The following is a 26,381-nucleotide window of genomic DNA, read 5'->3' as shown; positions in this document are numbered from 1 at the left end:
ATAGATCATAATGCTCTTGACAGAAAAAGGGGATGCACAGAAAGGGGAAAGGTTATGGGAGCCGTCACCCTTCCATATATGGATGTGAACAATCAGCAATCCATCAGAAATCTTTTGATTGAACAACAAGGAAGACTTGCCTCAACCATTCATCTGGAAAAGAGCGGATCGGTGGCCGTGTCTGAGCCGGTTTTGATATTAAATGATGAAAGATATGTCCAAAGGACAAAAAATCCTTCGACTTGCCACCGGATCTTGCGGATGCACGGAATTCCCGTGCATTCCCATCATCAGCCGGTCTTGCGGGAGTACATGGTCGCCGTTTTCCAAACCAACGTGCTGGCGGTTTATTGTTCCAATCAACAAGGGGCCTGGTTGGCGGAGCCGAAGAGGAAACGGAAAAACAGTTTCCGGCGGGTCTCTTTGCAGGATCCGTCGCGGGAAGTGAGGAAAATCAAAGAATGGGCCGTCCGGGCTTTGTATGCGTTGGGGTTGGATTACGGACTGGTGCGCCTGGCCGTGGGGCCCAACCGGAAATATTTTGTCCGGCAGGTGGTTTGTGATCCCAAGTTAAACAAAGAATTGAAACAAAGCTTTGTGAAAGCCGTACAAGAATATGTGAAAGAGTGTGTAAATCTTCCGGCCATATCCTGGAACCAGGTGGTGCTGGGAGCCGATCCGGAGTTTATCATGGAAGGAAGGTCCGGGGGATTATTGATTGCATCCCGGTATTTCCCGGTGAAAGGGAGGGTGGGGTGCGATGCGATCTGGATGAACCAAAACCGTTCCTTAAAGCCGCTGGTGGAGATCCGGCCGGAGCCGACTTCAGATCCGCGCGCACTGGCTATCAACATTTTTAAAGGGCTGTTGTACGCAGCCAAAAAAACAGGACGCGCACCGGCAAAATGGCTGGCCGGCGCATTGCCGCGCCATGCTTTCCCGTTGGGAGGGCATATCCACTTCAGCGGTGTTCAACCAAACTTTAAATTGTTGCGGGCTTTGGACAACTATTTGGCGTTATTGTTGGCGATCGTGGAAGATCCGCAGGGGATCGGGCGCCGCCCCAAGTACGGGTTTTTGGGGGATTTCCGGTATCAGGACCACGGCGGGTTTGAATACCGGACGTTACCCAGTTGGCTGATTTCCCCCACCCTGACCAAAGGGGTTTTTGTCGTGGCGAAGTTGATTGCCATCCACTACCGGTATTTGAATTATTATCCGCTGGACGAGGAAGAAGTCCAAGAAGCGTATTATCAGGGGGATAAAGAGGTGCTGGCCGAGTGGTTGCCCGTGTTGTGGAGCGAATTGAAGAAATGCCCTTATTACGTACGTAATAAGGAATATCTGGATAAATTCTACAGATACCTGACTTCGGGATCCACCTGGAACGAATCGCAAGATATCCGAAAAGTGTGGAAATTGCCGCCCTACCACAAGAAAAAATAATGGAAAAGTGGGACGGTGCCCTGATTCATGTTAAAATATTGCAGTGAAAAATATTGTAACGGAGGCAGAGAACTTTGGCAAAATATACTCCGATGATTCAGCAATACTTGTCGATCAAGGCACAATATCCGGATGCTTTCTTATTTTTTCGTTTAGGCGATTTTTACGAGATGTTTGTGCGCCCATAAGGACTTATAGGGAATCTGCCCTTGGCAAGGCAGTGGGTGAGGGACGCGGCAAACACCCATCATCGACCAACTGACCCGGAGGGGAAACCTGAAGGGGAGTGTAGCATGTTGGTAAAGTCACGAGTCACGAAGCTGCCATCGTGCGACTGAGTGGCTAGATGAAAAGTTGTGAATGAGGATGAAAGCTGGATTGCTTGAATGACAGCCCGAGCCGGTTGATCGTAGCCCATGGCGGAAGGCAGCTGTATACGCCATGCAGCCGTGATGATTCGCAGAAAGACATGGCGGTCATCGGTGCGTCCTGCGGCTGGGCAGCCTCTGTCAGAGGAAAAGGGCGAACGTCACATCCGACATCACAACGTGCCTGTCTCTATAAGTCTAAATGGGGATCACCTGAGTCGGAATGCCTGCCTGTCGGGCTATGGCCATCAGGGCCTGAATATCCGATATGGTGACGGAGCCCCCGTAGTAGTCTGAGCCGGGGAAAGCCCGGTACACGGCGAAGGGGGGCAGCTTGCTCGGGTTTTATACGACAAAGGAAGAAGCGTGAGGCTTTATGAGAAATCCTGAGTACGTATTAAACAGTCTGGCCGCAAAGTCCGGCGATTCAACCTATTTGTTCCAAAGGATTTACCGGAATTTGTACAACCCGCGGTTTTATCAAAAGGCATACCAGGAACTGATCCGCCGGTTCCCTCAGGCAAGACACCGGAAACTCCTTCCCGGACAGCTGGAAGCCTTGATAAAGGAATTGAAAAACGAAACCTATCAGCCGGCACCCTTTCCCGGCGCCGGGAAGACGGAACCGCTCCGGGATTGCCTGGTGGCATGGATTGTCCGCATGCTACTCGAGGCGATCTACGAGGGTTCTTTTTCGGACTTGTCCCATGGTTACCGTTCTCACCGAAGCTGCCATACCGCTTTGTTGCAAGTAAAGAAAAATTTTTCCGGTGTCAAATGGTTGCTGCACGGAAGCCTGCATTCTTTTTTTCCTTCCATTTCCTTTGAAGTGCTGCGTTCCCTTCTCAGAAAAAGGATTGAGGATGAAAAGTTCATCCGGCTCATCAACAAGTTTTTGCGGGCAGGATGGTTTGAGGATTGGCAATTTCACCGCACCTTCAGCGGGGTTCCCGTGGGCGGATGGATCAGCCCGGTTTTGGTCAATATTTATTTCCATGCGTTGGACCGTCACGTGGAAACGCTGATCCGTGAGTTTTCCAAAGGAAAGAAGCGCAGGGTGAATCCGGCTTACGAGAAGCTTCTTGCCCGGATCAAACAGGTGGAACAAAGAAGAAGGGATGCAGAAAACGAAGCGGAAAAAGAGGATTTGAAACGGCTGCAACAACAATGGACAAAGCAGTTGAAACAAATTCCCCGGGAAGATCCGTGGGATCCGGCTTATAAACGGCTCGTGTATACGCGTTATGCCGGGGAGATCTTATTGGGGGTGACCGGTTCCAAGAAGGAATCCTCCGCCATCGGGAATGAGATTGTCCGGTTTTTGCAACAGGAATTGAACCTTCCTTTTTCCCGCGAAGCACTCGATTTAAAACATGCCAAAAAACATGTGCGGTTTCTCGGATACGACATCACCGTCAAAGAGCAGTGCAAACTGCTTCTTCCCAAAGAGGTCCGGATCAAAAGGCTGTATCAATTCGGGGCGGTGAAAGAACAAAACGGCAAGCTGAAGCCGGTACATAAGAAGGAACTGGTTCATCTTTCCGATGCAAAGATCCTGCACGTTTATAACCGGGAGATCCGGCGCATGTACCGTTATTACCAATTGGCGGAGAATGTCAGCACTTTGTCGCGGTATGCCCATTTGCTGAAATTCAGCATGTATAAAACGTTGGCCATGAAATACAGGTGCTCCGTGCACCAACTTTTGAAGAAGTACATGCATGCGGGGGTCTTTCGGGTACCGGTTGAAACCGGAGACGGGGAAAAAGCGTTTGCCACCTTCCATGACGAAGGGTTTCAATGCAAGGACGATCCCGTCTGCCATGGCGATGTCGACCGGATGGACGGATCCGAACCGCCGGACCAAGGCCGGATTTGAGCAAGCGGAGAGCCGTATACGCCGAGAGGTGTACGTACGGTTCGGAGAGGGGTTCAGAGAAACCTGCCGTCAGAAGGCGGCAAGGCGCTTTGTTCCTACTCTACTTCGAAGATGCCGAAAAAGCAGCCGAAGAGCTCGAGATTACATTGACCAGCCGGGATGGCGGCAGTGAACGCATTCCCATGTGCGGGGTTCCTTATCATTCGGCTCACACCTATGTGGAAAAACTGATTGATCAGGGATATAAAGTCGCCATCTGTGAGCAGGTGGAAGATCCTTCCGCTGCCAAAGGGGTGGTCAAGCGGGAAGTGGTTCGCGTGATCACGCCCGGGACCATCATGGAAGAAAACATGCTGGTTGACCAGGAAAACAATTTCTTGGTGACACTGACCGGAAGCGCGAATCAAATGGCATTGGCAGCAGTGGATCTGTCCACGGGAGAGTGCCACATCACGGAGATGGGCGGTTCGCTGGACGGAATTTTGGATGAAATTTCTTCCTATCAGCCGAAGGAAATCGTGTTGGATGTATCCCTGGCAGAGCAAGCGGCGGTGAAAGAACAAATTGAAACCCGCTTAAAATGTTTGATCACGCCGCATGACCTGGATGCCGGTTCCGAAAAGAAATTGTCCGAAGAGTTGCCGGCGCAGTTTCCGCAATATCCCGAGTTGTGCGATACCCCGTTTTTGCGAAAAGTGGTCGCTTTGTTATTCTCTTATCTGAAACAAACACAAAAGCGGGCTTTGCATCATTTGCAGCGGTTGCACCGGTATGACGCCAAGCAGTATATGATGTTGGATGAAGCGGCGAGAAGAAACCTGGAATTGACGGCAACGCTTGGCGAAGGAAAGAAAAAAGGTTCGCTTTTGTGGCTGTTGGATCAAACGGCCACCGCAATGGGAAGCCGTTTGTTGAAAAAGTGGCTGGACAAGCCGCTTCTGTCACTGGAAGAGATCACCCGGCGCCAAAATATGGTGGAAGCATTGCTTTCTGATTTTTTGTTGCTGGATGAAGTGCGGGACCGGATGAAGCAGGTTTATGATTTGGAACGGCTGGCAGCGCGCATTTCTTACGGATCGGCGAATGCGCGGGATTTAAACAGCGTGAAAAGATCGCTTTCCATCATTCCTGAACTGAAAGAAAAATTGTTGCAATCCGACTCCCGGCCGCTGAAGGAATTGGCGGAAAAAATGGATGAGTTGACGGATGTCAAAAACCTCATCGACGAAGCGTTGGTGGAAGAAGCACCGGTTTCCGTCAAGGAAGGCGGCATCATCCGCGAAGGCTTCCATGAAAAATTGGATCAATTGCGGAAGATCCAGAAAGACGGGAAAAGCTGGATTGCCGAGCTGGAGCAAAAAGAAAGAGACCTGACGGGAATCAAGTCGTTAAAAATCCGTTATAACCGGGTGTTCGGCTATTATATCGAGGTCACCAAGTCCAATCTGCATCTGGTTCCCAAAGACCGGTATCACCGCAAGCAAACGCTCGCCAATTCGGAACGGTATATCACGCCGGAATTAAAAGAACGGGAACAGCTCATCTTAAATGCCTCGGAACGATCCGTGGAACTGGAATATGAACTGTTTACAAAAGTCCGGGATCAGGTGGCGGCCCAAGTTCAACGTTTGCAATCGCTGGCCGGGCGGGTGGCCGAGTTGGATGTTTTGCACGCCTTTGCGCTGATTGCCCAAAAGTATCAGTATGTCCGTCCGAAAGTGCATACGGGCAGTCAGCTGAAAATCAAAGCAGGCCGCCATCCGGTCGTCGAAGCCGTGAACCATACGGGGGAATTTGTTGCCAATGATGCGGAGTTGGACCAGGAAAACCGCCAGGTCCTGTTGGTGACGGGACCGAACATGGCCGGAAAAAGCACATACATGAGACAAGTGGCTTTGATTGTGATCTTAAGCCAGATCGGAAGTTTCGTTCCGGCGGAAGAAGCGGAAATTTCCATAGTGGACCGCGTGTTTACCCGGATCGGGGCGGCAGATGATTTGACCGGCGGGCGGAGCACGTTTATGGTGGAGATGTCTGAAACCTGCCATGCCCTGAAGGAGGCCACCCGGCGGAGCTTGATCCTCTTGGACGAAGTGGGCCGGGGGACATCCACTTATGACGGAATGGCGCTCGCGCATGCCATCGTGGAATACATTCATGATCATGTGGGGGCCAAGACATTGTTTTCCACCCATTATCATGAGTTGACAAAGCTGGAAGAATCGTTGTCCCGGCTGAAAAATGTGCATGCCCAATGCATCGAGCGGAACGGAAAGGTGGTCTTTTTGCACCGGATTGTCCCGGGAGGGGCGGACCGCAGTTACGGGATTCAGGTGGCCGAGCTGGCCGGGCTGCCAAAAGAAGTGATCACAAGAGCCAAGCAGCTGTTGGCCGAATTGGAAAACGGCACCCCCGGAGCTTCAAACACGGGTGTTTCCCCGGATTCGTCGGGGCAGTTGTCCTTGTTCGATCCGTTGGAAATTCAGCCGGCAGCCCGGGAGACAGCCGCTTCGTCTTTGACCCCCGAAGAACAAGAAATTTTGGAGGCCGTCCGCAAGTGGGACTTAATGAATAAGACTCCGTTTGAATGCATGCAGTTTTTGCATGAGATCAAACAAAAATTAAATTAATCAACGCGGAAAAAGGAGGGGAGTGGATCGTGGGCATCATTCAAGTGCTGGATGATCATTTGACGAACCAAATCGCCGCGGGAGAAGTGGTGGAAAGGCCGGCATCGGTTGTCAAAGAGTTGGTGGAAAACTCCATCGATGCCGGCGCCACCCGGGTGCAGGTCATGATAGAAGAAGGCGGGATTTCGTTTATTCAGGTGTCGGATAATGGTTCGGGCATGGACCGGGAAGATGCCGTGTTGGCCTTTTCCCGCCATGCCACCAGCAAAATCAAACGGGAACGGGATCTGTATTCCATCCGGACGCTCGGTTTTCGGGGAGAAGCTTTGCCGAGCATCGCTTCAGTTGCCAGAGTGGAAATGGTGACCACGCAGGATCCTTCACAGCTGGCGACCAAAGTGAAAATCGCCGGGGGCGACATTGAAGCGGTGGAGGAAACCTCCCGTTCCAAGGGAACCGATGTGATTGTCCGGGATTTGTTTTATAACACTCCCGCCCGTTTAAAATATTTGAAAACGGTCAATACCGAAGTCAGCCACGTTGCCGATGTGTTGGGAAGGTTGGCCTTTGCCCATCCGGAAATTTCGTTCTCCCTGACCCACAACCGGAGGAAGTTGTTTCAGACCGCGGGAGACGGAAATTTGAAGCATGTACTCCTTTCCATTTACGGGAAACAGGTGGCCGGTCAGGCAGTTTCGATCGAAGGAAGCGATATGGACTTCCGGGTTTACGGATGGATCACCAAACCGGAAATTACCCGTTCCAACCGGTCTTATTTGACCATCATCTTAAACGGGCGCTATGTGCGTTCCCTGCCGATCACCCAAGCCATTTTGCGTGCTTTCGGCACCTTGTTGCCGACGGGAAGGTTCCCGGTCGGGGTTTTGCATTTGGAGATGGATGCGCAGCTGTTGGATGTCAATGTCCACCCTTCCAAGTTGGAAGCAAGACTCAGCAAGGAAAAAGAATGTTGCCGGCTGGTTGAAGAAACGGTGCGGCAAGCCTTGCAAAAAGAGCGGTTGGTTGCGACGCCCAAAGCGGAATCAGCGGTGAAAAAACCGGAGTATAAGCAGGAAACGTTGCGGTGGAACCAAGGGAAAAGACCTGCCGTGAATCCCTATCCGTCCGACCGGCCCGATTCGTCATGGCAACTGCGTGAAAGCCCGGTTGCGCCGGTCAAGAAAGAAGAGCCGGCCAAGAAAGAGGAAGCGAAGGAAACAAATCCGGCGCCGGTCTTTCCGGATCCCTCCCCGTCCCAAAGCGAACCGGAACCCAAAGAGTCGGGATATCAATCCTCCTTGAGTGCGTGGTCGGAGCAGAATCCGACCCGGGAAGAAGCAAAGGAAAAGACACCCATTCCCGCTCCGGCGGTTTTGGAAGAAGAAACGGAGGCGGAGGAGGCGGAAGCAAACGGGGAAGATCGGTTGCCGCCCATGACCCCGTTGGCGCAGGTCCACGGCACTTATATCGTGGCGCAATCGGAAGACGGATTTTTTTTGCTGGATCAACACGCGGCACATGAGCGCATTTATTACGAGATTTATTCCAAAAAGCTGGGGGAAGCAAATCATCACCAGTATTCCCTTTTGATTCCCATGACGATCGAGTGCACGCCGGCCGAAGCCGAAATATTAAACATGCATCTGGATTATCTGAATCAGTGGGGCCTGGAAATGGAGCCTTTTGGCGGAACCACGTTTGTGATCCGCGCTTATCCCGCGTGGTTTCCGAAAGAGGATCCCCAACAATTGATTCATGAGATCATTGATTGGCTGAAAGAACACGGGAAAGTGGAGACTGCTCAACTGAGGGATGCCACCGCCAAAATGATGTCATGCAAAGCGGCGATCAAAGCCAACCGCTATTTGCGCAAAGAAGAGATGGAAGAACTGTTGAACCAGTTGAGCCGCTGTGAAAATCCGTTTACTTGTCCGCACGGACGGCCCATTTTTGTTCATTTTTCAACTTATGAATTGGAAAAAATGTTTAAAAGGGTGATGTAATATTGTTTGTCACAACATCTTTTCACCCGGGAGACCAGGAAACAAACGAAGCAAAAGAATTGGCCCGTGAGTGGAAGGTGCCGTTCGTCCGGCGCGGTCGCCGGTCTCTTCAAGCGCTTTTCGAGCAGACGGCATCAGGTCAGGCGGTCATTGTCAGCAAAGATGGATGGCGCTATGAAGACAAAAAAGGCCACGCCTTCTTTTTTCATCCCAACATGTCCGCCCTTCGCATCAAACATTTGGCTGCCGGGCAGCCGGACAGCATGGTGACGGCGGCGGGACTGAAAGAAGGGGATCATGTCCTGGATTGTACCTTGGGGATGGGGGCGGATTCCATCGTGGCCAGTTATGTGGTCGGGGAAAAAGGCCGGGTTGTGGCGTTGGAGAGTGAGCCGGTCATCGCGGCGATCGCCGGGCACGGCCTGCAAACCTACCGGACCGGGCGCAAAGCTTTGAATGAAGCGATGCGGAGGGTTGAAATCGTTCAGGCCCGTTATCAAACCTATTTGAAACAATTGGAGGATCAATCCTTTGATGTGGTGATGTTTGACCCGATGTTCCGGGAAACGGTGAAACAGTCGTCAGCCATGCAAATGTTAAAGCCCCTGGCCAACCCGGAACCTTTGGACCCGGAGTCGGTGCAAGAAGCCGTGCGGGTGGCCAGGAGGGCTGTTTTGTTGAAAGAACGGCCGAAAAGCGGGGAGTTTGAACGCCTGGGCTTTACGATTGTAAAAGCCTCATCCAATTATGCTTGGGGTGTGATCCGGAAAGGAGGGCACCGGTGAAAGAAAAGCTTGTTGTCATTGTCGGACCGACGGCGGTCGGAAAAACCGGTTTGAGCGTCCGGCTGGCCAAACGGTTTCATGGCGAAGTTATTTCCGGAGATTCCATGCAGGTTTACCGGGGAATGGACATCGGGACGGCCAAAATCATGCCGGAGGAGATGGAGGGGGTTCCTCATCATCTCATTGACATTCTTCCTCCGGATCGAAATTTCTCGGTTCAGGAATATCAACAGCTGGCCCGGGAAATAATCACCGGGATCAACCGGCGCGGGCATCTGCCCATCCTGGTGGGTGGGACCGGTTTGTACATCGAAGCGGTGGTCCATGATTACCTGATGCCCCATGTCAAAGAGGACCCCATGCTTCGCGAAGAACTGCATGCGTTTGCCCGGCGGGAAGGCAATGAAGCGTTGCACCGGCGGTTGGAAGAAGTGGACCCGGTCCAGGCCAAAAAATTGCATCCCAATGATCTCCGACGTATGATTCGGGCTTTGGAAGTTTATCATGTTACTGGAAAGCCATTTTCCGAGCTGAAAGGAAAAGGAACCTCCCCTTACGACGTGCTGTGGATCGGTCTCACCATGCCGCGGGAACAATTGTACGAGCGGATTAACCGGCGGGTGGACGAGATGATCCAAAAAGGCCTGGTGGAGGAAGTGAAAAAACTGTGGGAGCAAGGATACGGGCTTCATTTGACTTCCATGCAGGCAATCGGGTATAAAGAGATTGTAAGTTATTTGAAAAACGAAATCACGTTGGACGAAGCGATTCATCTCATCAAGCGAGGATCGCGGAAATACGCGAAACGACAGCTCTCCTGGTTTCGGCGTTTAAAAGAAATCCATTGGTTTGACGTGACAAATTCCCAATCTTTTCGAGAAATTGAAGAACTGGTGGCAGGAAAGTTTCCTTTGGCCAGAGAATAGAGTACAATAACGTTAAATGTAAATACATAGGAGGTACGGGTTTTGAAACAAACAATCAATATTCAAGATACATTCCTCAACCAAATCCGTAAAGAATCAGTACCAGTTACCATTTATTTGGTGAACGGGTTTCAATTGCGCGGTGTGATCCGCGGCTTTGACAACTTCACCATTGTGATTGACAGTGACGGCAAGCAACAAATGGTATATAAGCATGCGATCTCCACGTTCACCCCTGCACGTCCCGTTTCTTTGATGCCCGCCAGTGAAGAAAGAGAAAGCTGAGTTGTTCGTTTCACTTGTTTTGCTGCTGACCGGACCGGCCGGCAGCTTTTTTTATTGCCACGGTTTTTGATATCGGCTGTCAAGGGGGCCGGGCGGTACCTGCCATCAATCCCGATGCCGTGTTTTCCACGATTTTTCACCAAAAAATGGGCGGATGCGTATACTGGGATCAGCGATTAAGGACGAAGAGGTGAAACAATGAGCAGAAGGGTGATGACAGTAAACGCCAAGCATCAGATTCATGTGGTTTTTGACCATCCGGAAAGAAAACACACGCTTTTGTCGCGGACGGAGCCGTTGAAGCCGGCTTGTCCGGCCGGTGAACCGGGGCCTTTGCAGGAGTGCTTTGACCAATTGGACCGGCTGGTGGGGCTGAATAAAATCAAGGAGTTTATCAAAGAGATTTATGCATGGCTGGAGATCGGAAAACAGAGGAGAGCGGCCGGTTTAAGCGCCGAACAACAAGTGTTGCACATGATTTTTTCCGGGAGTCCGGGAACGGGAAAAACCACGGTTGCACGGATTTTGAGCCGGTTATTAAAAGAAATGGGCGTGCTGTCCAAAGGGCATTTGATCGAAGTGGAACGGGCGGATTTGGTGGGAGAGTATATCGGCCATACGGCGCAAAAAACAAGAGAACATGTGCGAAGGGCGTTGGGCGGTGTTTTGTTTATTGACGAAGCTTATTCGCTCGCCCGGGGAGGGGAAAAAGATTTCGGCAAAGAAGCTGTTGATACGATGGTCAAATCGATGGAAGACTATAAAAATGATTTCATTTTGATTTTGGCGGGGTATCCCAATGAAATGGACGCATTTTTGCGTTTGAATCCCGGTCTTCCTTCCCGCTTTCCGATTCATTTGCATTTTCCGGATTTCAAATTGGATGAATTGATGAAGATTGCCGAGCAGATGCTGCAAGAGCGGGAGTATTTCTTATCCCGGCCGGCCAAAGATAAATTGCGAAACCACTTGCAACAACAGCTTCACCTCGCCAAGGACGGTTTTGGAAATGCCCGGTACGTCCGCAATTTGATTGAAAAATCGATCCGGAATCAAGCGGTGCGCCTGATGAAAAAAACGCATGTGACCAGAGAGGAATTGATGACGTTAAGAAGTGAGGATTTGCGGTTTGACGATCTGAAAAACAGTTCATGGTATAATGAAAAAATGCCTCATCAGTATCTGGTGTAAGAAAGGGTTGAGTGCGTATTCAGGAGTTGGAAGGAAAAGAGAAAGCGATTTTGGTGGGGTGCGGCACGAAAAAACAGGAATGGTCCTTGCGCTCCACTTTGGAAGAGTTAAAGAGTCTGGCGGAAACGGCGCAAGCGGTTCCGGTCAGCCAGGTGCTTCAATTCAGGGACCGGATTGACCCGGCTTGGTATATCGGGCGGGGAAAAGCAGAAGAAATCGCCCGCATGGCGGAAGAAAACGAGGCAGACCTGGTGATTTTTGACCAAGAGCTTTCCCCTGCGCAGCTTCGAAACCTGGAAGAGTTGATCCCTTGCAAAGTGATCGACCGCACGCAATTGATTTTGGATATTTTTGCGCAACGGGCCCGGACCAAAGAAGGAAAAATTCAGGTGGAACTGGCCCAGTTGAAATATTTGCTGCCCCGCCTGGCCGGAAAAGGGAAAGCGATGTCCCGTCTGGGCGGCGGCATCGGAACCCGCGGCCCCGGGGAAAAGAAACTGGAAACGGATCGCCGCCACATCCGCCGCCAAATCAGCGTTCTGACCAAACAGCTTGCGGAAATTAAAAAACACCGCAAGTTGCATCAGGAACGCCGGAAAAAGAACGGCATCCCGCAGGTGGCCTTGGTGGGATACACCAATGCCGGAAAATCGACTTTGTTAAATCAACTGACAGGTGCGGGCGTGCTGTCCGAAAACCGGTTGTTTGCCACATTGGATCCGACATCCCGCCAGCTGGTGCTTCCCTCCGGCAAGGAAGTGATCCTGACGGATACCGTCGGGTTTATCCGGCAACTGCCGCACCATTTGATCGCCGCTTTCCGCTCGACGTTGGAACAGGTGAAGGAAGCGGATTTGTTGTTGCATGTGGTGGATGCTTCCCACCCGGAAGCAATGGAGCAGGTGGAGGCCGTGGAGCAGGTCTTGACTGATCTGAATGCCGCGGACATCCCGGTTTTAATGGTCTGGAACAAAGCGGACCGGCTGGAGCGGAGAGTGCCTGAAGGCTGGGATCCGGATCATCTCTTGATCTCTGCTTTCAACGAACAGGATCTGAACCGGTTGAAGGCACGTGTGGAGCAGGCGTTGCAACAAGAGATGATCATCGGTCAGGCGGAAATCCCGGTCATGCGGGGAGACTGGATTTCGCTGTTGCATCATAAAGCGGAAATGATAGAATCGAATACGGACGATTTGATGATGGTTATAAAGTTTCGCCTTTCTCCCGCTGATTTTGATCAGTTGCCCGGGGAGTTGAAAAGCCGGATTCAAATCCAATAAACGAGTAACAGGAATGATGACTGTGTTTGAAACATTGAAACATGGAGCATGGATTGAAAAAAAAGTCCAAACTGCAGAGGAAAAAATTGAACCGGTGCTTAAAAAGATCGGTCAAAATGCCGATTTTATGCAGTGGAAGGTGCTGGAAGCCTTCCGGGAAATGAAAGTGAGTGAAATTCACCTTCATTCTTCAACCGGTTACGGGTATGATGATCTGGGCAGAGAAACGTTCGAAGCGGTATTTGCGCGGGTCTTCGGTGCAGAAAAAGCTTTGGTCCGTCCGAACATCATTTCCGGCACCCATGCCATTGCCGCTTGTTTGTACGGGGTGTTGCGTCCGGGGGACGAGCTGATCTATTTGACGGGCCGTCCTTATGACACGCTGCATCAAGTGATCGGTTCATATCAAGACGGTTCCGGTTCACTCAGGGATTACGGCATTGAATATCGGGAGATCCCGCTGGCAGAAGGACAACGGATTGATTGGGACACCTTTCGTGAAGCGGTCAGCCCGAAAACCAAGATGGTTGCCATCCAGCGATCCCGGGGTTATGCCGACCGTCCGTCTTTTTCCATCCGGGAGATTGAAACGATGATCCGGAAAATCCGGGAAATCTGCCCGCAGGCGGTTGTTTTTGTGGACAATTGTTACGGTGAGTTTGTTGAGTCCAAAGAACCGACTGCAGTGGGAGCGGATCTGATCGCCGGGTCTTTGATCAAAAATCCGGGCGGAGGGATAGCGAAGTCCGGGGGATACATCGCCGGAGCGGAAAAGTGGGTGGAACGAGCCGGATCCCGGCTGGTGGCACCCGGCATCGGAACCGAAGGGGGAGCCACCCACGGCTATATGCACGATTATTATCAAGGATTGTTTTTGGCTCCGCACGTGGTTGCCGAAGCATTGAAAGGAGCCGTTTTTGCCGCGGCATTTTTGGAGGAAGCCGGTTTTCAAACCACGCCGGGATGGGAAGAGCCGCGCACGGATATCATTCAGCAAGTGTATCTGGGAACGCCGGAGTTACTGGTGGCTTTTTGCCAGGGGATTCAATCGGCATCGCCCGTTGATGCGCATATTTTGCCGGTGCCTTCGCCAATGCCCGGCTATGAGGACGAAGTGGTCATGGCGGCCGGAACGTTTGTGCAAGGTGCCAGCATTGAGCTGTCGGCGGATGGGCCCCTCCGTGCACCATACATTGCTTACATGCAGGGAGGACTCACCTATTCGCATGTGAAGATCGGCATGGCCAAAGCCATGGATTTCATGTTGGAAACCGGACAGATAGACGGAACACTGCAGGTGTGAAGGGAGAGCTTGTTATATGGACATGCTTTGGTGGGCAATTATTATTTTGCTCTTTATTCTTGCTTATGTCGGTCTGGTTGCCCCCGCTTTGCCGGATGCCCCGCTGATGATTGCAGGGTTTGCGGTTTATCACTTTTTGATCGATTCCGAACCGTTGGGGTTCGGGTTTTGGATTACCACTTTGATCCTCGCCATCTTGCTGATTCTGGTTGATTATTTTTCCAGCAGTGTGGCGGTGAAAAAATACGGCGGCAACGCGGCTTCCGTCACCGCCGCGATTGTGGGGGTCGTTCTTTTCCCGTTTATCATGGGGCCTGTCGGCGTGATTGTCGGACCTTTTTTGTGTGTGTTTGTACTAGAATTGCTGTTTAAAAAATCTTTTTCCAAAGCACTCCAAATCGCCTATGGAACCTTGGTCGGTTTTTTGGGCGGGATTTTGACAAAGTTGATTGTCATGACCGGATTGATGATCTGGTTTTTGGTGTTGGTGTTTTGATGAAAAATCGTTCTTCCTCCGGGGAGAACGATTTTTTTATACCTGCCTGAAAACCATGTAAGAAAAACTGACATGTATTGACTAAAAAAGCTGACGTGAATAAAATAGGATTATGAGGTAACAATCCCGAGAATGAAGGGAGCGTTTCCCATGGATTTTCGTGATGAAAAAAGACGGAACATGCCGCTTTTTTCGATGGGGATCGTGACGAAACTGACGGAGCTGAGTCCGAGACAAATCCGTTATTACGAGCAACAAGGATTGATCCGTCCCCAGAGAACCAAAGGGAACCAACGATTGTTTTCTTTCAATGATGTTGATCGGTTGTTGCAAATCAAGTCTTATCTGGAAAAAGGGGTCAACATCGCGGGAATCCGGGAACTCTTCAGTCAGTCTGAACGGGTTCAGGAAGCGGAGAAAGAAGCGCGTAAGGCAAGAAAAGAGCTGTCGGAAAAAGAATTGAGACGCCTCTTGAAAAGACAGATCATCGAACCCGGGCGTCCCGGGCGTTTCCTGCTTAATCACGGGGAGCTGAGCCGTTTTTTCCGACATTGAACAATTTCTCAGAAGGGAGAATAAACTGTGGCGAAGCATACCAAAGAAGACATTATGCAAATTGTTGAGAAGGAAAATGTCGCTTACATCCGTCTGATTTTTACCGACTTGCAGGGAACCATTAAAAACGTGGAAATTCCCCGGAGCCAATTGGAAAAAGCATTGGACAACAAAATGATGTTTGACGGTTCCTCCATTGAAGGGTTTGTGCGAATTGAAGAGTCGGATATGCTGCTTTATCCGGATTTGGATTCATTCGTGATTTACCCGTGGGGAAATGATGTGAACGGCAGCAAAGTGGCCGGAATCATGTGTGATATCTACAATCCGGACGGCACGCCTTTTGAAGGGGATCCCCGGGGTATCTTAAAGCGTGTTCTCAAAGAAGCCGAAGAAATGGGATTCACCTCTTTCAACGTGGGAACCGAACCGGAATTTTTCCTGTTTAAAACCGATGAAAACGGAGAGCCCACACTCAATTTGAATGACAAAGGCGGATACTTCGATCTGGCTCCGGTGGATCTCGGGGAAAACTGCCGCCGCGATATCGTGTTGACGCTGGACAAAATGGGCTTTGAAGTCGAAGCTTCCCACCATGAAGTGGCACCCGGGCAGCATGAAATCGACTTCAAATATGCGGATGCGGTGACAACGGCCGACCATATCCAATCATTCAAACTGGTGGTCAAAAACGTGGCACGCCGCTACGGATTGCATGCGACTTTTATGCCCAAGCCGCTTTTTGGCGTCAATGGTTCCGGTATGCACTGCCATATGTCGCTGTTTCGCGGCAAGGAAAATGTCTTTTATGATCCTTCCGATGAATTGGGCCTGAGTGAAACTGCCCGGCATTTCCTGGCGGGGATTTTAAAGCATGCCCGTGCATTTACAGCGATCACCAACCCGATTGTCAACTCTTACAAACGACTGGTTCCGGGTTATGAAGCGCCTTGTTATGTCGCATGGTCGCCGAAAAACCGCAGTCCCTTGGTGCGGATTCCTTCTTCCCGCGGTCTGAGCACCCGCATTGAGGTTCGTTCCCCCGACCCTGCGGCTAATCCTTACCTGGCTTTGGCGGTGATGTTAAAAGCCGGGTTGGACGGAATCAAAAATCAGCTTCCGCTTCCGGAACAAACGGATCGGAACATTTATGTCATGGATGAACAAGAACGGCGTGAAGCCGGAATCGAAGATCTGCCGGCCAGCCTGAAAGAAGCCCTGATCGAATTGCAAAAAGATCCGGTCATGGTGGAAGCATTGGGCGAACACGCGCTTACGCACTTTTTGGAAGCCAAGGAAATTGAATGGGATATGTTCCGGACCAATGTCCATCCTTGGGAACGTGAACAATATATGCATTTGTATTGACCGAATGCCCCCCGTGGTGGAACCCGGGGGCAACCCATTTTTCTTTATTTTCTGAATAGAATGTCTTATAATGAGGGATGTATCCGGTAATGAAGGGAGCGGAACGGTGAACAAAATCAAAAATCTTCTGTTCTTGTCGTTGGCTTTGGCGTTGTGTCTGATCGGGGCACCGGTGGCGGCAAAAGCAGCCGGAAATCAGTCAGGAGTCCTGGCTTGCACTTTTCAAGGGACTTGGCTGGAAGATGCCAATTGCACTTCCAACCGGTCCACGGTGTACACCGTTGGAAACGGTGAGCTTCGCACAGGATACTACAATGGCGTTCAGTATGGATGGGGGAGATTGGAAGCAGGGGATTACGAATTGTTGCACTTCCAAGTGGATTTGGATGGCGACCGGGTTCCGGATGAATTTCAGGCAACCAGTGGCGCCGGAAATTTCACATGGGCCTATCCGGCTTCCGCTAGTTCGGACAGAGCGTTCAGAGTTTGTGTCTACGATGAGGATTATCAGTTGGAAACCCGTTGTACCCCCTGGTGGTGATTTATTCGTTTTTTCAGGCACCTGTTTCACCCGCGGACAGGTGCTTTTTTGTCGGCTTCTTGCCAAAAACGGCGGGGGGACAGGCTTGTGCTATAATGAAATTTAAGCAACAAACCACCCGGATGAAGCGAGCTGAAAATCCTTGATCGATCTTCGTAAAATGTTTCATGGAAAAAATCTGACGGAATTGGATAAACAAATTTTGCAATACATCATCGAACATATTGACACGGTCTTGCAAATGGGTGTCCGCAAGGTGGCCAAAGCCAATTACACTTCGCCCGCCACGGTCATCCGTTTGTCCAAAAAGTTGGGCTACACCGGGTTTGTCGATATGTATTACCAACTTCTGCCACAAGTGAAAAAGATGGAAGTCCGGCCGGGCGGGAGGAGAAAGGATTTTCCGGAAATCCGTCCGCAAGATTTTTTTCAGTACAACACCATGGAGGATATTGAACGGTTTATCGACCGGGTGCTCCAATTGCGGAAAAAATTGATTTTTATTTATGCCACCGGATTTTCCGCGATTGCGGCGGAATATTTGTACAAAAAGCTGTTGGTGTTGGGAAAGAAGACGATTATCGCCAGCGGGACGGACTCTGTCGGGGTGTTTGAAAACAATTTGGAAGACATCGGAGCGTTGGTGGCGATTTCCAAATCCGGCGAAACCCAGCTGGTGATCGATAAACTGCAGGCGGCCAAAGAACATCAAATCTTTACCGTGTCGTTCACCAAAGAAACGGAGAACCGGGCAGCGGAACTTTCGGATCTCAATTTTAAAATCGTGGATAATTATGAGCTGGATGACCGGAATATGTTGCCAAACATCTTTTTTCCCCGGTTGCTGATGCTGTTTGAACTGATTTTCAAGGAGTATTTCGACCGGATGGCACCCAAAGAAGGATGAAACGTGTTTCAATTTGTGAAACACGTTTTTTTCGTTTGCCAAAACATATACAAGGAAGCGCTTACGCTATAAACTGGAGTCAAGTCCGAACCACTGAACTGGAGGTGTCACCATGAAGGCAAAGCTGATGGAAGCCATGCAGCGGTTTTCCAAAGCGATGTTTATCCCCGTCTTGATTCTGCCGATCGCGGGGATATTGATCGCACTTGGAAATTTGTTGACCAATCCCAAACTCTTGGAAACCGTTCCTTTGATGAACAACCCGGTGACAACCGGATTTGGCTCCATATTGGCCGGATCCCTAGTTTCCATTCTGGGCAACCTGGGACTCATTTTCTGTGTGGGAATCACCGTCGGCCTGGCCCGGAAAGAAAAGCCGGTCGCAGGGTTCACCGCCTTGTTGGGGTATTTGGTTTTTGTTCATGCGATGAACAAGTTTATGGAATTGAGCGGCCGGCTGGTGGAGGCGGAATCGCTGCAAGGAACGGGGCAAACCCTGGTTTTGGGCGTGCAAATTCTGGATATGGGTGTATTTTTGGGAATTATTCTCGGAATTGTAACCGCTTTTATTCATAACCGGTGGATCGATACGGAATTCAAAGGCGCTTTTCAAATTTACGGCGGATCCCGTTTCGTCTTTATCCTCCTGATTCCGACGGTGGTGTTGTTGGCCGGTGTCTTGATGTACATCTGGCCTTTTTTCCAAAGCGGGATCCACAGTTTGGGGACGCTGATTCAACGGAGCGGGAGTTTTGGGATCTTTTTGTACGGGGCGTTGGAACGCCTGCTCATCCCGACCGGATTGCACCACTTGGTGTATACCCCGTTTTTGTACACTTCGCTGGGGGGAGTGGCCGAAGTCGGCGGGCAAATTTACGAAGGAGCCCGGAACATTTATTATGCGGAGATTGCCAATCCGGGGGTTACCCGGCTTTCGGAGAGCGTGATCTGGGATGCGCGGGGCATTTCCAAGATGTTTGGGTTGATCGGGGCGTGCCTGGCGATGTACCACACGGCCAAGCCTGAAAACAAAGCCAAAGCCAAAGCCGTGTTGCTTCCGGCGGCGTTTACTTCCTTCATTGCCGGGGTGACCGAACCGATTGAATTTTCCTTTATGTTTGTGGCGCCGTTGTTGTTTGCGGTGCATGCCGTCTTTAGCGGGCTCAGCATGGTGGTTCTCAACCTGCTGGATGTGCGCGCCATCGGGCCCAACGGGATGATTGACTTTTTGCTTTACAACCTGCCGCTTGGCATTCAGAAAACCGGTTGGCCGTTGTATGTGTTGGTTGGACTGTTGTTCTTTGTCATTTATTACGTAGTTTTCCGTTTCCTGATTGTCAAATTTAATTTTCAAACGATCGGCCGGGAAGAAAAAGGACAGGAAGTCCGGTTGTATTCCAAAAAGGATTACCAGGAGAAAAAGAAGCGGAACCGGGAGGAAGGACAAGCATCCAAGGAGACATCTGATGTGGCCGGTGTCATTGTCCGGGCGCTTGGCGGGGCGGAAAACATCCAAACGGTGACCAATTGTTACACACGTCTCCGGTTGACATTGGTTCATCCGGAGAAGGTGGATGAAACGGTTTTGAAAAATGAAACCGGTGCCAGCGGAGTGATTATTCGCGACCAAAACGTGCAAGTGGTTTACGGATTGCAGGTGACAAACATCCGGAAAGCCGTGGACCGGTATTTGGGACGCGCCGGTCAAGAATGACTCACAGAAAGGAAGAGATGGTGATGAAAAAGTTTTCCATTGTGATTGCAGGCGGAGGAAGCACTTATACACCGGGAATCGTCATGATGCTGTTGGATCATTTGGAAACGTTTCCGATTCGGAAATTGAAATTATACGATAACGACGAAAAGCGGCAACACATGATCGGGGAAGCCTTGAAAATCGTGTTGAACGAACGTGCGCCGGAGATCGAGTACACTTACACCACCGATCCGGAAGAAGCATTCACGGACATCGATTTCTGTTTTGCCCACATCCGGGTCGGGAAATATGAAATGCGCGAGCTGGATGAAAAAATTCCGCTCAAACACGGGGTGGTCGGCCAGGAAACGTGCGGTCCCGGAGGCATTGCTTATGGCATGCGCAGCATCGGACCGATGATTGAATTAATCGATTGGATGGAAAAATACTCCCCGGATGCATGGATGTTAAACTATTCCAATCCGGCCGCCATCGTGGCCGAAGCCTGCCGGATTCTCCGCCCGAACGCCAAAGTGCTGAACATTTGCGACATGCCGGTGGGAACCCTCCGGAGAATGTCCCAGATTATCGGCAAAACGCCGAAAGAGTTGGATGTTCGTTATTTCGGGTTGAATCACTTCGGTTGGTGGACCAGCGTCAAAGACAAGGAAGGCAATGAATACCTGCCGCAAATCCGCGAATATGTGAAAGAAAACGGTTATTTGACCCAGATCGAAGTCGATACCCAGCACATGGATCCCAGCTGGCAAGAAACGCATAAAAAAGCAAAAGATTTGTTGGCGGTCGACCCGCGGTTTTTGCCCAACACGTATTTAAAATATTATTTCTATCCCGATGAAGTGGTTGAAAGCGCCAACCCCAAATACACGCGAGCCAATGAAGTGATGGACGGAAGAGAGAAGAATGTCTTTTCCGCCGCCAGAGAAATAATTGAAAAAGGGACGGCGGAAGGAAGTGAATTTGCCATCGGCAGCCATGCAACCTTCATCGTCGATCTGGCCCGGGCCATTGCATTCAACACCCATGAGCGGATGATCATGATTGTCGAAAATAACGGTTCCATTGCCAACTTTGATGATGATGCCATGGTTGAGGTCCCGTGCATTGTCGGCTCTGACGGCCCGGAACCGCTCAGTCAGGGGAAAATTCCCGAATTCCAAAGAGCATTGATGCTTCAACAAGTTACCGTGGAAAAAATGGTGGTCCAAGCCTACATCGAAGGCAGTTACCAAAAGTTGTGGCAGGCGTTGATCCTGTCCAAAACCGTCCCCAGTGCCAAAGTGGCGAAAAAAGTGCTGGATGACCTGATGGAAGCCAACCGGGGATACTGGCCGGAATTAAAATAACGTTTGTGGCCCGGATTTTGGATCCAAGTCTTTTCAGGCTTGGATCTTTTGGTTTGCTGTGGTTTTTGAAACAAATGCTGATGCTGTCGGAGAGGATGGAAATTTTCAAAGAGAGAACGGACGGATGCGACTGAAGCGTCCAATGTCCGTGTGCAAAACGCATTTCAGTTCGCCTGACATCACAAATCAGTTTGCAACACAAACAAACTTTAACCAGGATGATTCGCACCAAGCAAGGAATGAAGATGCAGGGGGATGCAGGCGCAAAGTTGAGCAAACTGCCGGGGATGTGTATGATAGCATGTATGTACCAACAGAATGAGAAAGGGGAGGGCCATGGAAAGAAACCGGTCAGAGATCAAAGCGATTGCACTGGACATGGACGGGACGATGTTGAATGTAAACAGTCAGGTGGAGCCGGAATTGGTCGATCTGTTCAGACAACTCAAGCAGGCGGGGATCCGGATTTTTGTTGCGACCGGCCGGACTTTTCCTGAAGTCCGGCGGGTTCTTCCGGAACATCTGGAAATCGACGGGGTGGTGACGGCCAACGGGGCGGTGACTTATATCGGGGACCAGATCATTTCCCGCCGCACCTTGGATCCGTCCGTCGTGAGAGAGGCTGTTTTTCAAGCCGGACAGGAGAATATCTATTATGAAGTTCATACGGCTGAAGGCGTCCGTTTTGCCCTGGCAAAAGAGAAAGAGCGGATGATGGAGGAAGTGTTCAAGGAAAAGCCTGACACGTTGTTTGAAAATGAATGGCTCTCCCGGAAAGCCGCTTTAAAAGAAAAAATGGTCTGGCTGGATCATTTGGTGGATGAAGATATCGTCAAAATTTATTTTTTCAGTATGGAGCCCGGGAACATCCGGAAATGGCGGAATGCATTGGAGCGGATGAAAAACCGCACGCCGTTTACCCTTTTGTCTTCTTCCAGGCATAATTGTGAAATCATGGCGGACCAGGTGTCGAAGGCATACGGGTTGAGTCTGGTGTTAAAAGAATATCAGCTTGCGCCCGCCCATTTGATGGCCGTTGGCGACAGCGAAAATGACCTTTCGATGTTTAAGTTAGCATCTCGTGCGGTGGCCATGCAAAACGCCGCGGATGAAATCAAAGAGCATGCGGATGAAGTGACGAAACTTCCGTATGACGAGAATGGATTATACCATTTTTTGCAGGAAGAGTTTTTTGGTTCGTAGGTGCAAAAGGGTTGTTGGCAGGAGTGTCTGCCGGCGACCTTTTTTGTGTATATAATTTTCTTAATTTTTTATATTGAAAAAATATAATTCCGATTATATAATGATAAATGAAAACAAAAAAGAACATTTTCGAACAATAGAAAGCGGGGGGATCCGAATTCTCAAGCAAGAGAGGCATAAGCGGATCTTGGAAATGATTGAGGAAAACATGTTTTTAAAAGTGAATGAAGCCGCCAGGCGCTTGGGCGTAACCGAAATGACGATCCGGCGCGATTTTCAATTTTTGGAGGAACAGGGCCGGATCATCCGGGTTCATGGCGGTGCCAGGAAAAAGCCCCCGGGCGGGTATATCGAGCTGTCCCATGACGAGAAGAAAACGTTGAATATCAGGGAGAAAAAGTATGTGGCCAAGAAAGCCGCCGAATTGATCAAACCGGATGATACCGTTTTTATCGGACCCGGAACGACGACCGAATTGATTTATGATTATATCCAGGCTCCTTCTCTGAACGTCATTACCAACTCCATCACCATTTTTAACAAATTTCAGGAAAACAAAAATTTTCACGTGGTGTTGGTGGGCGGCCGGCTGCGGGAAAGGACAAAAACGTTTGTCGGGTATTTTGCCGGCAAATGGATCCGGGATATCAAAGTGCAAAAAGCTTTTATCGGGACCAACGGGATTGCGGACGAACACATCACCACTGCGGATGAGGAAGAAGGGGCGCTTCAGCGGATCGTGCTGGAAAATTCCGCAGAGAAGTATGTAGTGGCAGACAGCAGCAAATTCGGGGTCCGGGCTTTCCAAATCATCTGCCATGTTCAAGAGATTACGGGAATTATCACGGATCCGGACATTCCGCCCCTTTATCAGAAGTTATACAAAGATCAGTGCCAAATCATTTGCTGACGGGAGGTTGCCGCATGAAAATTGCCATCGGCAGTGATGCCAAGGGGTTTGAAATGAAACAAGACCTGATCGCTTATTTCCAAAGCTTGGGATATCCGGTCCGGGATGTGACGCCGGAACCGGATCTGGATTTTGTGGATGCGGCGGTCCGGGTTTCCAAAGCGGTCCGGGACCAACGGGCAGACCGCGGCATCATCATTGATGAATACGGGATTGGTTCATTCATGGCCGCCAATAAACACAAAGGCATCATTTGCGCCCATGTATGCAATGAACATTCGGCCGAGATGACCCGGAGACACAACAACGCCAATATCCTTGCCATCGGAAGCGGCATGGTCGGGAAAACGCTGGCCCGAAAGATCAGCCGGGTTTTTGTGGAGCAGGAATATGACGGCGGAAGACATCAAATCCGAGTCGACATGCTGAACCGGCAGTGCTGAGGAGGGGAACGATGAAGATATCCATCGGCTGTGATCACATTGTCACGGAGATCAAAGACCATCTCGTGAAATATTTGGAAGCAAGAGGGCACGAGGTGACCGATAACGGCACTTATGACAAGAAGCGGACCCATTATCCCGTATACGGGGTGAAAACGGCGAAAAAAGTTGCCGATGGGGACGCCGATCTGGGCATTGTTCTTTGCGGCACGGGAGTGGGGATCACCATCAGTGCCAACAAATTAAAAGGCATCCGGGCAGCTTTGGTGGAGGATGTGGAAGCGGCCCGATATGCGAGGGAGAAGCTGAATGCCAATGTGCTCGGCATCGGCGGGCGGATTGTGGGAATCGGGCTGATCGAAAGAATTGTGGATGCATTTTTGGAAACGGAATATGAGCCATCGGCAGAAAATGAACAAACGAATCAACAAATTGATGCATTCCTTGCCGGAAAGGATCCGGCGCAAGATGAACGCCTCTTTGACGACTTGATTGAGAAGTGGAACCGGGGGGAATATGCCGACCGGTGAAACCGGCGGAAATGGAGGGTCTGAACCGATGCCATCATTCTTTCGCCAAGACTTGATCTTTTTTTGTGACCCAAAAACACCGGAAGAAGTTTTTCGCCATATTGGCGGCATTTTGTGCGGGAAAGGGCTGGTAAAGCCCGGGTTTGTCCGATCGTTGATCCAACGGGAGGCCGATTACCCCACGGGGCTGGATTTGAGCCCGGTGGCCGGGGATTTGCCGAATGTTGCGATACCGCATACGGAAGCCGAATATTGTGCGGATCAAGCCCTTGCGGTTGTCAAACTGAATCACGAAATCCCGTTCAGGAACATGATGGCGCCGGAAAAGGAAATCAAGGTGAGATATCTCTTTTTTATCGTGAATCATGAAAAAGAACAGCAAAGCCGGATGTTATCCTATCTGATGGAGATTTTCACCGATGAAAAGCGGATGAGACGATTGGACCAATTGGAGGATCCGGCGGAAATTTACCGTTTTTTCACCAGTCATGAAAGCGGAAGGAGTGTTTCCGATGATTAAAATTTTGGCGGCCTGTGGTGCCGGGATCAATTCCAGTCACCAAATCAAAACCGGCATTGAAGAGGAGATGAAAAAACGCGGATATGACGTCCAAGTGGATACGATGGTGATGAAAGACATCACGGAAGAGATCTTGGCCAAATATGATATTTTTGCACCGATATCCAAACCGAAACTTCCTTTTGAGATTTCCATTCCCATCGTGGAAGCCGGGCCGATTCTCTACCGGATTTCTCAAATGGCGGATCCTGTCTTTGAAGAATTGGAAAGCGTTATCAAATCGTTGAAAAAACGTTGAGTCAGGGAGAAAGGGGGAATCGGGTTGGATTCGATCATCCGGTTTGCCAATCTTATTTTTGAACCGGTCATTGATTTGGGAGCCGCGCCCATGATGTTTATCCTGTTAACGCTTTTGGCGGTTCTCATGCGCGTTCCGGCCGGCAAGGCGGCAGAGGGCGGATTGAAATTGGCGATTGCGTTGACCGGCATGGGGATTGTCATTGACATTTTAACCAGTCATTTTTCTCCAGTGCTGGAGAGTTTTGTAAAATCAACCGGGATTGAACTTTCGATCACGGACGTGGGTTGGGCTCCTTTGGCAACGATTACATGGGGTTCGGCATACACTTTGTATTTTTTGTTTGTCCTGGTGGTGGTCAACCTTGTCCTGCTTGCTTTGAACAAAACCAACACGCTGGACGTGGATCTGTTTAATGTATGGCACTTGTCGGTGGTCGGTTTGATTGTCATGCATTATTCGGATAACCTGCTGTTGGCCACATTGCTTGTCATTTTGCTGGGTGTGATGAAATTGATCAATGCCGATATCATGAAACCAACGTTTAATGAGTTGTTGGACATGCCCCGGACCAATCCGACCACGACCACCCATTTGAACTTCATGTTGAACCCGTTGATCATGGTGATTGACAAAATCTTTGACAAATGGTTTCCGTTTATCGACCGGTTTGATTTTGACGCTGCCACTTTAAATAAAAAAATCGGTTTTTGGGGAAACAAATTTGCCATCGGAATCTATCTGGGCTTTTTTGTCGGCCTGTTGGGACAACAACCGGTAAAAACCATCTTTACCTTGGCTTTTATCGGCGGAGTGGCCCTCGAACTCTTTTCGGTCATCGGGCAATGGTTCATTTCGGCGGTGGAACCGTTATCACAGGGCATCACCAATTTTATGAGCAAACGGTTAAAAGGGAGGACTTTTCATATCGGAATCGACTGGCCCTTTCTGGCGGCCCGGCCGGAGATGTGGGCGGCGGCCAATGTGCTGGCTCCGATTATGCTGTTGATCGCCTTGATTTTTCCCGGCAACAAAATCCTCCCGTTGGGAGGAATCATCGCCATCGGTTTGACACCGGCTTTGCTGGTGGTGACACGCGGGAAAATCATCCGCATGATTTTGATCGGATCAGTCATGATTCCGGTGTTTTTCTTGTCAGGAACGGCGATTGCCCCGTTTTTTACACAAACGGCCAAAGCGGTCGGTGCATTTCCGGAAAATGTGGCCGCCAATGTGATGATCACGCATTCCACGTTGGAGGGACCGGTGGAAAAATTCCTGGCGATCTTGGTCGGCAAGCTGGGCGGGAATTGGAACATGCAAAATTTATTGCTGACCGCACTCGCATTTGCGGCTTACATTCTGTTGTTTGTCTGGTATCTCAAGCAAATGAAAAAACGGAACCGGCAATATGAAGTAGAAAAAGAAACCATCGCCGGATAACCGGTATA

At 50.2% G+C, this 26,381-nt stretch carries 24 protein-coding genes and 1 pseudogene; all 25 read left to right on the top strand.

Translation table 11 applies throughout. The annotated features are described in order from the left end of the window. Window positions 1-54: 54 nt before the first annotated feature. The 25 genes and pseudogenes from I8U21_RS12610 to I8U21_RS12490 all read left to right on the top strand — a co-directional run bounded on the left by I8U21_RS12610 (window position 55) and on the right by I8U21_RS12490 (window position 26,373). Window positions 55-1,446 carry a putative amidoligase domain-containing protein gene (locus I8U21_RS12610; RefSeq protein ID WP_198054027.1) on the top strand — a complete coding sequence of 464 codons (1,392 nt, stop codon included), beginning with the start codon at window positions 55-57 and terminating at the stop codon, window positions 1,444-1,446. A 74-nt stretch (window positions 1,447-1,520) separates the two neighbouring features. After that, window positions 1,521-1,622: pseudogene (locus I8U21_RS15350) on the top strand (MutS N-terminal domain-containing protein); the annotation flags it as partial. Between the two features lie 568 nt (window positions 1,623-2,190). Then, complete coding sequence (locus tag I8U21_RS12600) at window positions 2,191-3,693, top strand: reverse transcriptase/maturase family protein (RefSeq protein ID WP_198054026.1); 1,503 nt, start codon at window positions 2,191-2,193, stop codon at window positions 3,691-3,693. 89 nt (window positions 3,694-3,782) lie between these two features. Beyond that, complete coding sequence (mutS, locus tag I8U21_RS12595; RefSeq protein WP_232334009.1) at window positions 3,783-6,323, top strand: DNA mismatch repair protein MutS; 2,541 nt, start codon at window positions 3,783-3,785, stop codon at window positions 6,321-6,323. 29 nt (window positions 6,324-6,352) lie between these two features. Beyond that, on the top strand, window positions 6,353-8,326 hold the full coding sequence (mutL, locus tag I8U21_RS12590) for a DNA mismatch repair endonuclease MutL (RefSeq protein WP_181732587.1): 1,974 nt from the start codon (window positions 6,353-6,355) through the stop codon (window positions 8,324-8,326). A 2-nt stretch (window positions 8,327-8,328) separates the two neighbouring features. Beyond that, window positions 8,329-9,111: a class I SAM-dependent methyltransferase gene (locus I8U21_RS12585; RefSeq protein ID WP_181732586.1), complete on the top strand. Its 783-nt coding sequence runs from the start codon at window positions 8,329-8,331 to the stop codon at window positions 9,109-9,111. Beyond that, window positions 9,108-10,037 (top strand): tRNA (adenosine(37)-N6)-dimethylallyltransferase MiaA, encoded by a 930-nt coding sequence (miaA, locus tag I8U21_RS12580; protein WP_181732585.1) that lies wholly within the window; start codon window positions 9,108-9,110, stop codon window positions 10,035-10,037. Before I8U21_RS12585 ends, miaA begins: the two co-directional genes overlap by 4 nt. Before the next feature lie 42 nt (window positions 10,038-10,079). Then, window positions 10,080-10,322: an RNA chaperone Hfq gene (gene hfq / locus I8U21_RS12575; protein WP_037996856.1), complete on the top strand. Its 243-nt coding sequence runs from the start codon at window positions 10,080-10,082 to the stop codon at window positions 10,320-10,322. A 198-nt stretch (window positions 10,323-10,520) separates the two neighbouring features. Next, a complete protein-coding gene (spoVK, locus tag I8U21_RS12570; RefSeq protein ID WP_181732584.1) occupies window positions 10,521-11,513 on the top strand; it encodes a stage V sporulation protein K in 993 nt (330 codons plus the stop codon). Between the two features lie 11 nt (window positions 11,514-11,524). Continuing rightward, on the top strand, window positions 11,525-12,793 hold the full coding sequence (gene hflX / locus I8U21_RS12565) for a GTPase HflX (protein WP_309544826.1): 1,269 nt from the start codon (window positions 11,525-11,527) through the stop codon (window positions 12,791-12,793). A gap of 22 nt (window positions 12,794-12,815) precedes the next feature. Beyond that, window positions 12,816-14,096, top strand: coding sequence for a methionine gamma-lyase family protein (locus I8U21_RS12560; RefSeq protein WP_198054043.1), 1,281 nt, complete (start codon window positions 12,816-12,818; stop codon window positions 14,094-14,096). Between the two features lie 16 nt (window positions 14,097-14,112). Continuing rightward, window positions 14,113-14,592 (top strand): DUF456 domain-containing protein, encoded by a 480-nt coding sequence (locus I8U21_RS12555; protein WP_181732583.1) that lies wholly within the window; start codon window positions 14,113-14,115, stop codon window positions 14,590-14,592. Between the two features lie 150 nt (window positions 14,593-14,742). Continuing rightward, the gene (locus I8U21_RS12550) at window positions 14,743-15,147 is read left to right on the top strand and encodes a MerR family transcriptional regulator (protein ID WP_181732582.1); all 405 of its coding nucleotides are present in this window, start codon (window positions 14,743-14,745) and stop codon (window positions 15,145-15,147) included. A gap of 54 nt (window positions 15,148-15,201) precedes the next feature. Then, entirely contained in the window at window positions 15,202-16,515 is a 1,314-nt protein-coding gene (gene glnA, locus I8U21_RS12545; RefSeq protein ID WP_181732625.1) for a type I glutamate--ammonia ligase, read from the top strand. Between the two features lie 106 nt (window positions 16,516-16,621). After that, a complete protein-coding gene (locus tag I8U21_RS12540) occupies window positions 16,622-17,056 on the top strand; it encodes a hypothetical protein (RefSeq protein ID WP_181732581.1) in 435 nt (144 codons plus the stop codon). A 142-nt stretch (window positions 17,057-17,198) separates the two neighbouring features. Further along, window positions 17,199-17,963, top strand: a complete 765-nt coding sequence (locus tag I8U21_RS12535) for a MurR/RpiR family transcriptional regulator (protein ID WP_198054024.1) — start codon at window positions 17,199-17,201, stop codon at window positions 17,961-17,963. Between the two features lie 112 nt (window positions 17,964-18,075). Next, window positions 18,076-19,677, top strand: coding sequence for a PTS transporter subunit EIIC (locus I8U21_RS12530; RefSeq protein WP_181732580.1), 1,602 nt, complete (start codon window positions 18,076-18,078; stop codon window positions 19,675-19,677). A 17-nt stretch (window positions 19,678-19,694) separates the two neighbouring features. Beyond that, entirely contained in the window at window positions 19,695-21,026 is a 1,332-nt protein-coding gene (locus tag I8U21_RS12525) for a 6-phospho-alpha-glucosidase (RefSeq protein WP_220215053.1), read from the top strand. Between the two features lie 336 nt (window positions 21,027-21,362). Then, window positions 21,363-22,229 (top strand): HAD family hydrolase, encoded by an 867-nt coding sequence (locus I8U21_RS12520; RefSeq protein WP_198054023.1) that lies wholly within the window; start codon window positions 21,363-21,365, stop codon window positions 22,227-22,229. A gap of 100 nt (window positions 22,230-22,329) precedes the next feature. Beyond that, window positions 22,330-23,139, top strand: coding sequence for a DeoR/GlpR family DNA-binding transcription regulator (locus I8U21_RS12515; protein ID WP_220215051.1), 810 nt, complete (start codon window positions 22,330-22,332; stop codon window positions 23,137-23,139). Between the two features lie 14 nt (window positions 23,140-23,153). Next, entirely contained in the window at window positions 23,154-23,582 is a 429-nt protein-coding gene (lacA, locus tag I8U21_RS12510) for a galactose-6-phosphate isomerase subunit LacA (protein WP_181732577.1), read from the top strand. 11 nt (window positions 23,583-23,593) lie between these two features. Then, window positions 23,594-24,112 (top strand): galactose-6-phosphate isomerase subunit LacB, encoded by a 519-nt coding sequence (lacB, locus tag I8U21_RS12505; RefSeq protein ID WP_181732576.1) that lies wholly within the window; start codon window positions 23,594-23,596, stop codon window positions 24,110-24,112. Between the two features lie 28 nt (window positions 24,113-24,140). Further along, window positions 24,141-24,632, top strand: coding sequence for a PTS sugar transporter subunit IIA (locus tag I8U21_RS12500; protein WP_181732575.1), 492 nt, complete (start codon window positions 24,141-24,143; stop codon window positions 24,630-24,632). Then, window positions 24,625-24,930: a PTS sugar transporter subunit IIB gene (locus I8U21_RS12495; RefSeq protein ID WP_181732574.1), complete on the top strand. Its 306-nt coding sequence runs from the start codon at window positions 24,625-24,627 to the stop codon at window positions 24,928-24,930. The genes I8U21_RS12500 and I8U21_RS12495 overlap by 8 nt, the downstream gene beginning before the upstream one ends. A 24-nt stretch (window positions 24,931-24,954) precedes the next feature. Next, window positions 24,955-26,373: a PTS transporter subunit IIC gene (locus I8U21_RS12490; RefSeq protein ID WP_181732573.1), complete on the top strand. Its 1,419-nt coding sequence runs from the start codon at window positions 24,955-24,957 to the stop codon at window positions 26,371-26,373. The last annotated feature ends 8 nt before the right edge of the window (window positions 26,374-26,381 follow it).

It is taken from the genome of Thermoactinomyces sp. CICC 23799 (assembly GCF_016055145.1).
GTDB lineage: Bacteria > Bacillota > Bacilli > Thermoactinomycetales > Thermoactinomycetaceae > Thermoactinomyces > Thermoactinomyces intermedius.
This window is presented reverse-complemented; position numbering and strand designations above follow the sequence as displayed.

What these genes read in the sequence shown, in the direction of transcription:
- I8U21_RS12525 (WP_220215053.1), top strand. Translation starts at nt 19,695, where the DNA reads ATGGTGATGAAAAAGTTTTCCATTGTGATTGCAGGCGGAGGAAGCACT.
- I8U21_RS12520 (WP_198054023.1), top strand. Translation starts at nt 21,363, where the DNA reads ATGGAAAGAAACCGGTCAGAGATCAAAGCGATTGCACTGGACATGGAC.
- lacB (WP_181732576.1), top strand. Translation starts at nt 23,594, where the DNA reads ATGAAGATATCCATCGGCTGTGATCACATTGTCACGGAGATCAAAGAC.
- I8U21_RS12530 (WP_181732580.1), top strand. Translation starts at nt 18,076, where the DNA reads ATGAAGGCAAAGCTGATGGAAGCCATGCAGCGGTTTTCCAAAGCGATG.
- spoVK (WP_181732584.1), top strand. Translation starts at nt 10,521, where the DNA reads ATGAGCAGAAGGGTGATGACAGTAAACGCCAAGCATCAGATTCATGTG.
- I8U21_RS12555 (WP_181732583.1), top strand. Translation starts at nt 14,113, where the DNA reads ATGGACATGCTTTGGTGGGCAATTATTATTTTGCTCTTTATTCTTGCT.
- I8U21_RS12500 (WP_181732575.1), top strand. Translation starts at nt 24,141, where the DNA reads ATGCCATCATTCTTTCGCCAAGACTTGATCTTTTTTTGTGACCCAAAA.
- I8U21_RS12610 (WP_198054027.1), top strand. Translation starts at nt 55, where the DNA reads ATGGGAGCCGTCACCCTTCCATATATGGATGTGAACAATCAGCAATCC.
- I8U21_RS12495 (WP_181732574.1), top strand. Translation starts at nt 24,625, where the DNA reads ATGATTAAAATTTTGGCGGCCTGTGGTGCCGGGATCAATTCCAGTCAC.
- I8U21_RS12600 (WP_198054026.1), top strand. Translation starts at nt 2,191, where the DNA reads ATGAGAAATCCTGAGTACGTATTAAACAGTCTGGCCGCAAAGTCCGGC.
- glnA (WP_181732625.1), top strand. Translation starts at nt 15,202, where the DNA reads ATGCAAATTGTTGAGAAGGAAAATGTCGCTTACATCCGTCTGATTTTT.
- I8U21_RS12550 (WP_181732582.1), top strand. Translation starts at nt 14,743, where the DNA reads ATGGATTTTCGTGATGAAAAAAGACGGAACATGCCGCTTTTTTCGATG.
- I8U21_RS12515 (WP_220215051.1), top strand. Translation starts at nt 22,330, where the DNA reads ATGATAAATGAAAACAAAAAAGAACATTTTCGAACAATAGAAAGCGGG.
- lacA (WP_181732577.1), top strand. Translation starts at nt 23,154, where the DNA reads ATGAAAATTGCCATCGGCAGTGATGCCAAGGGGTTTGAAATGAAACAA.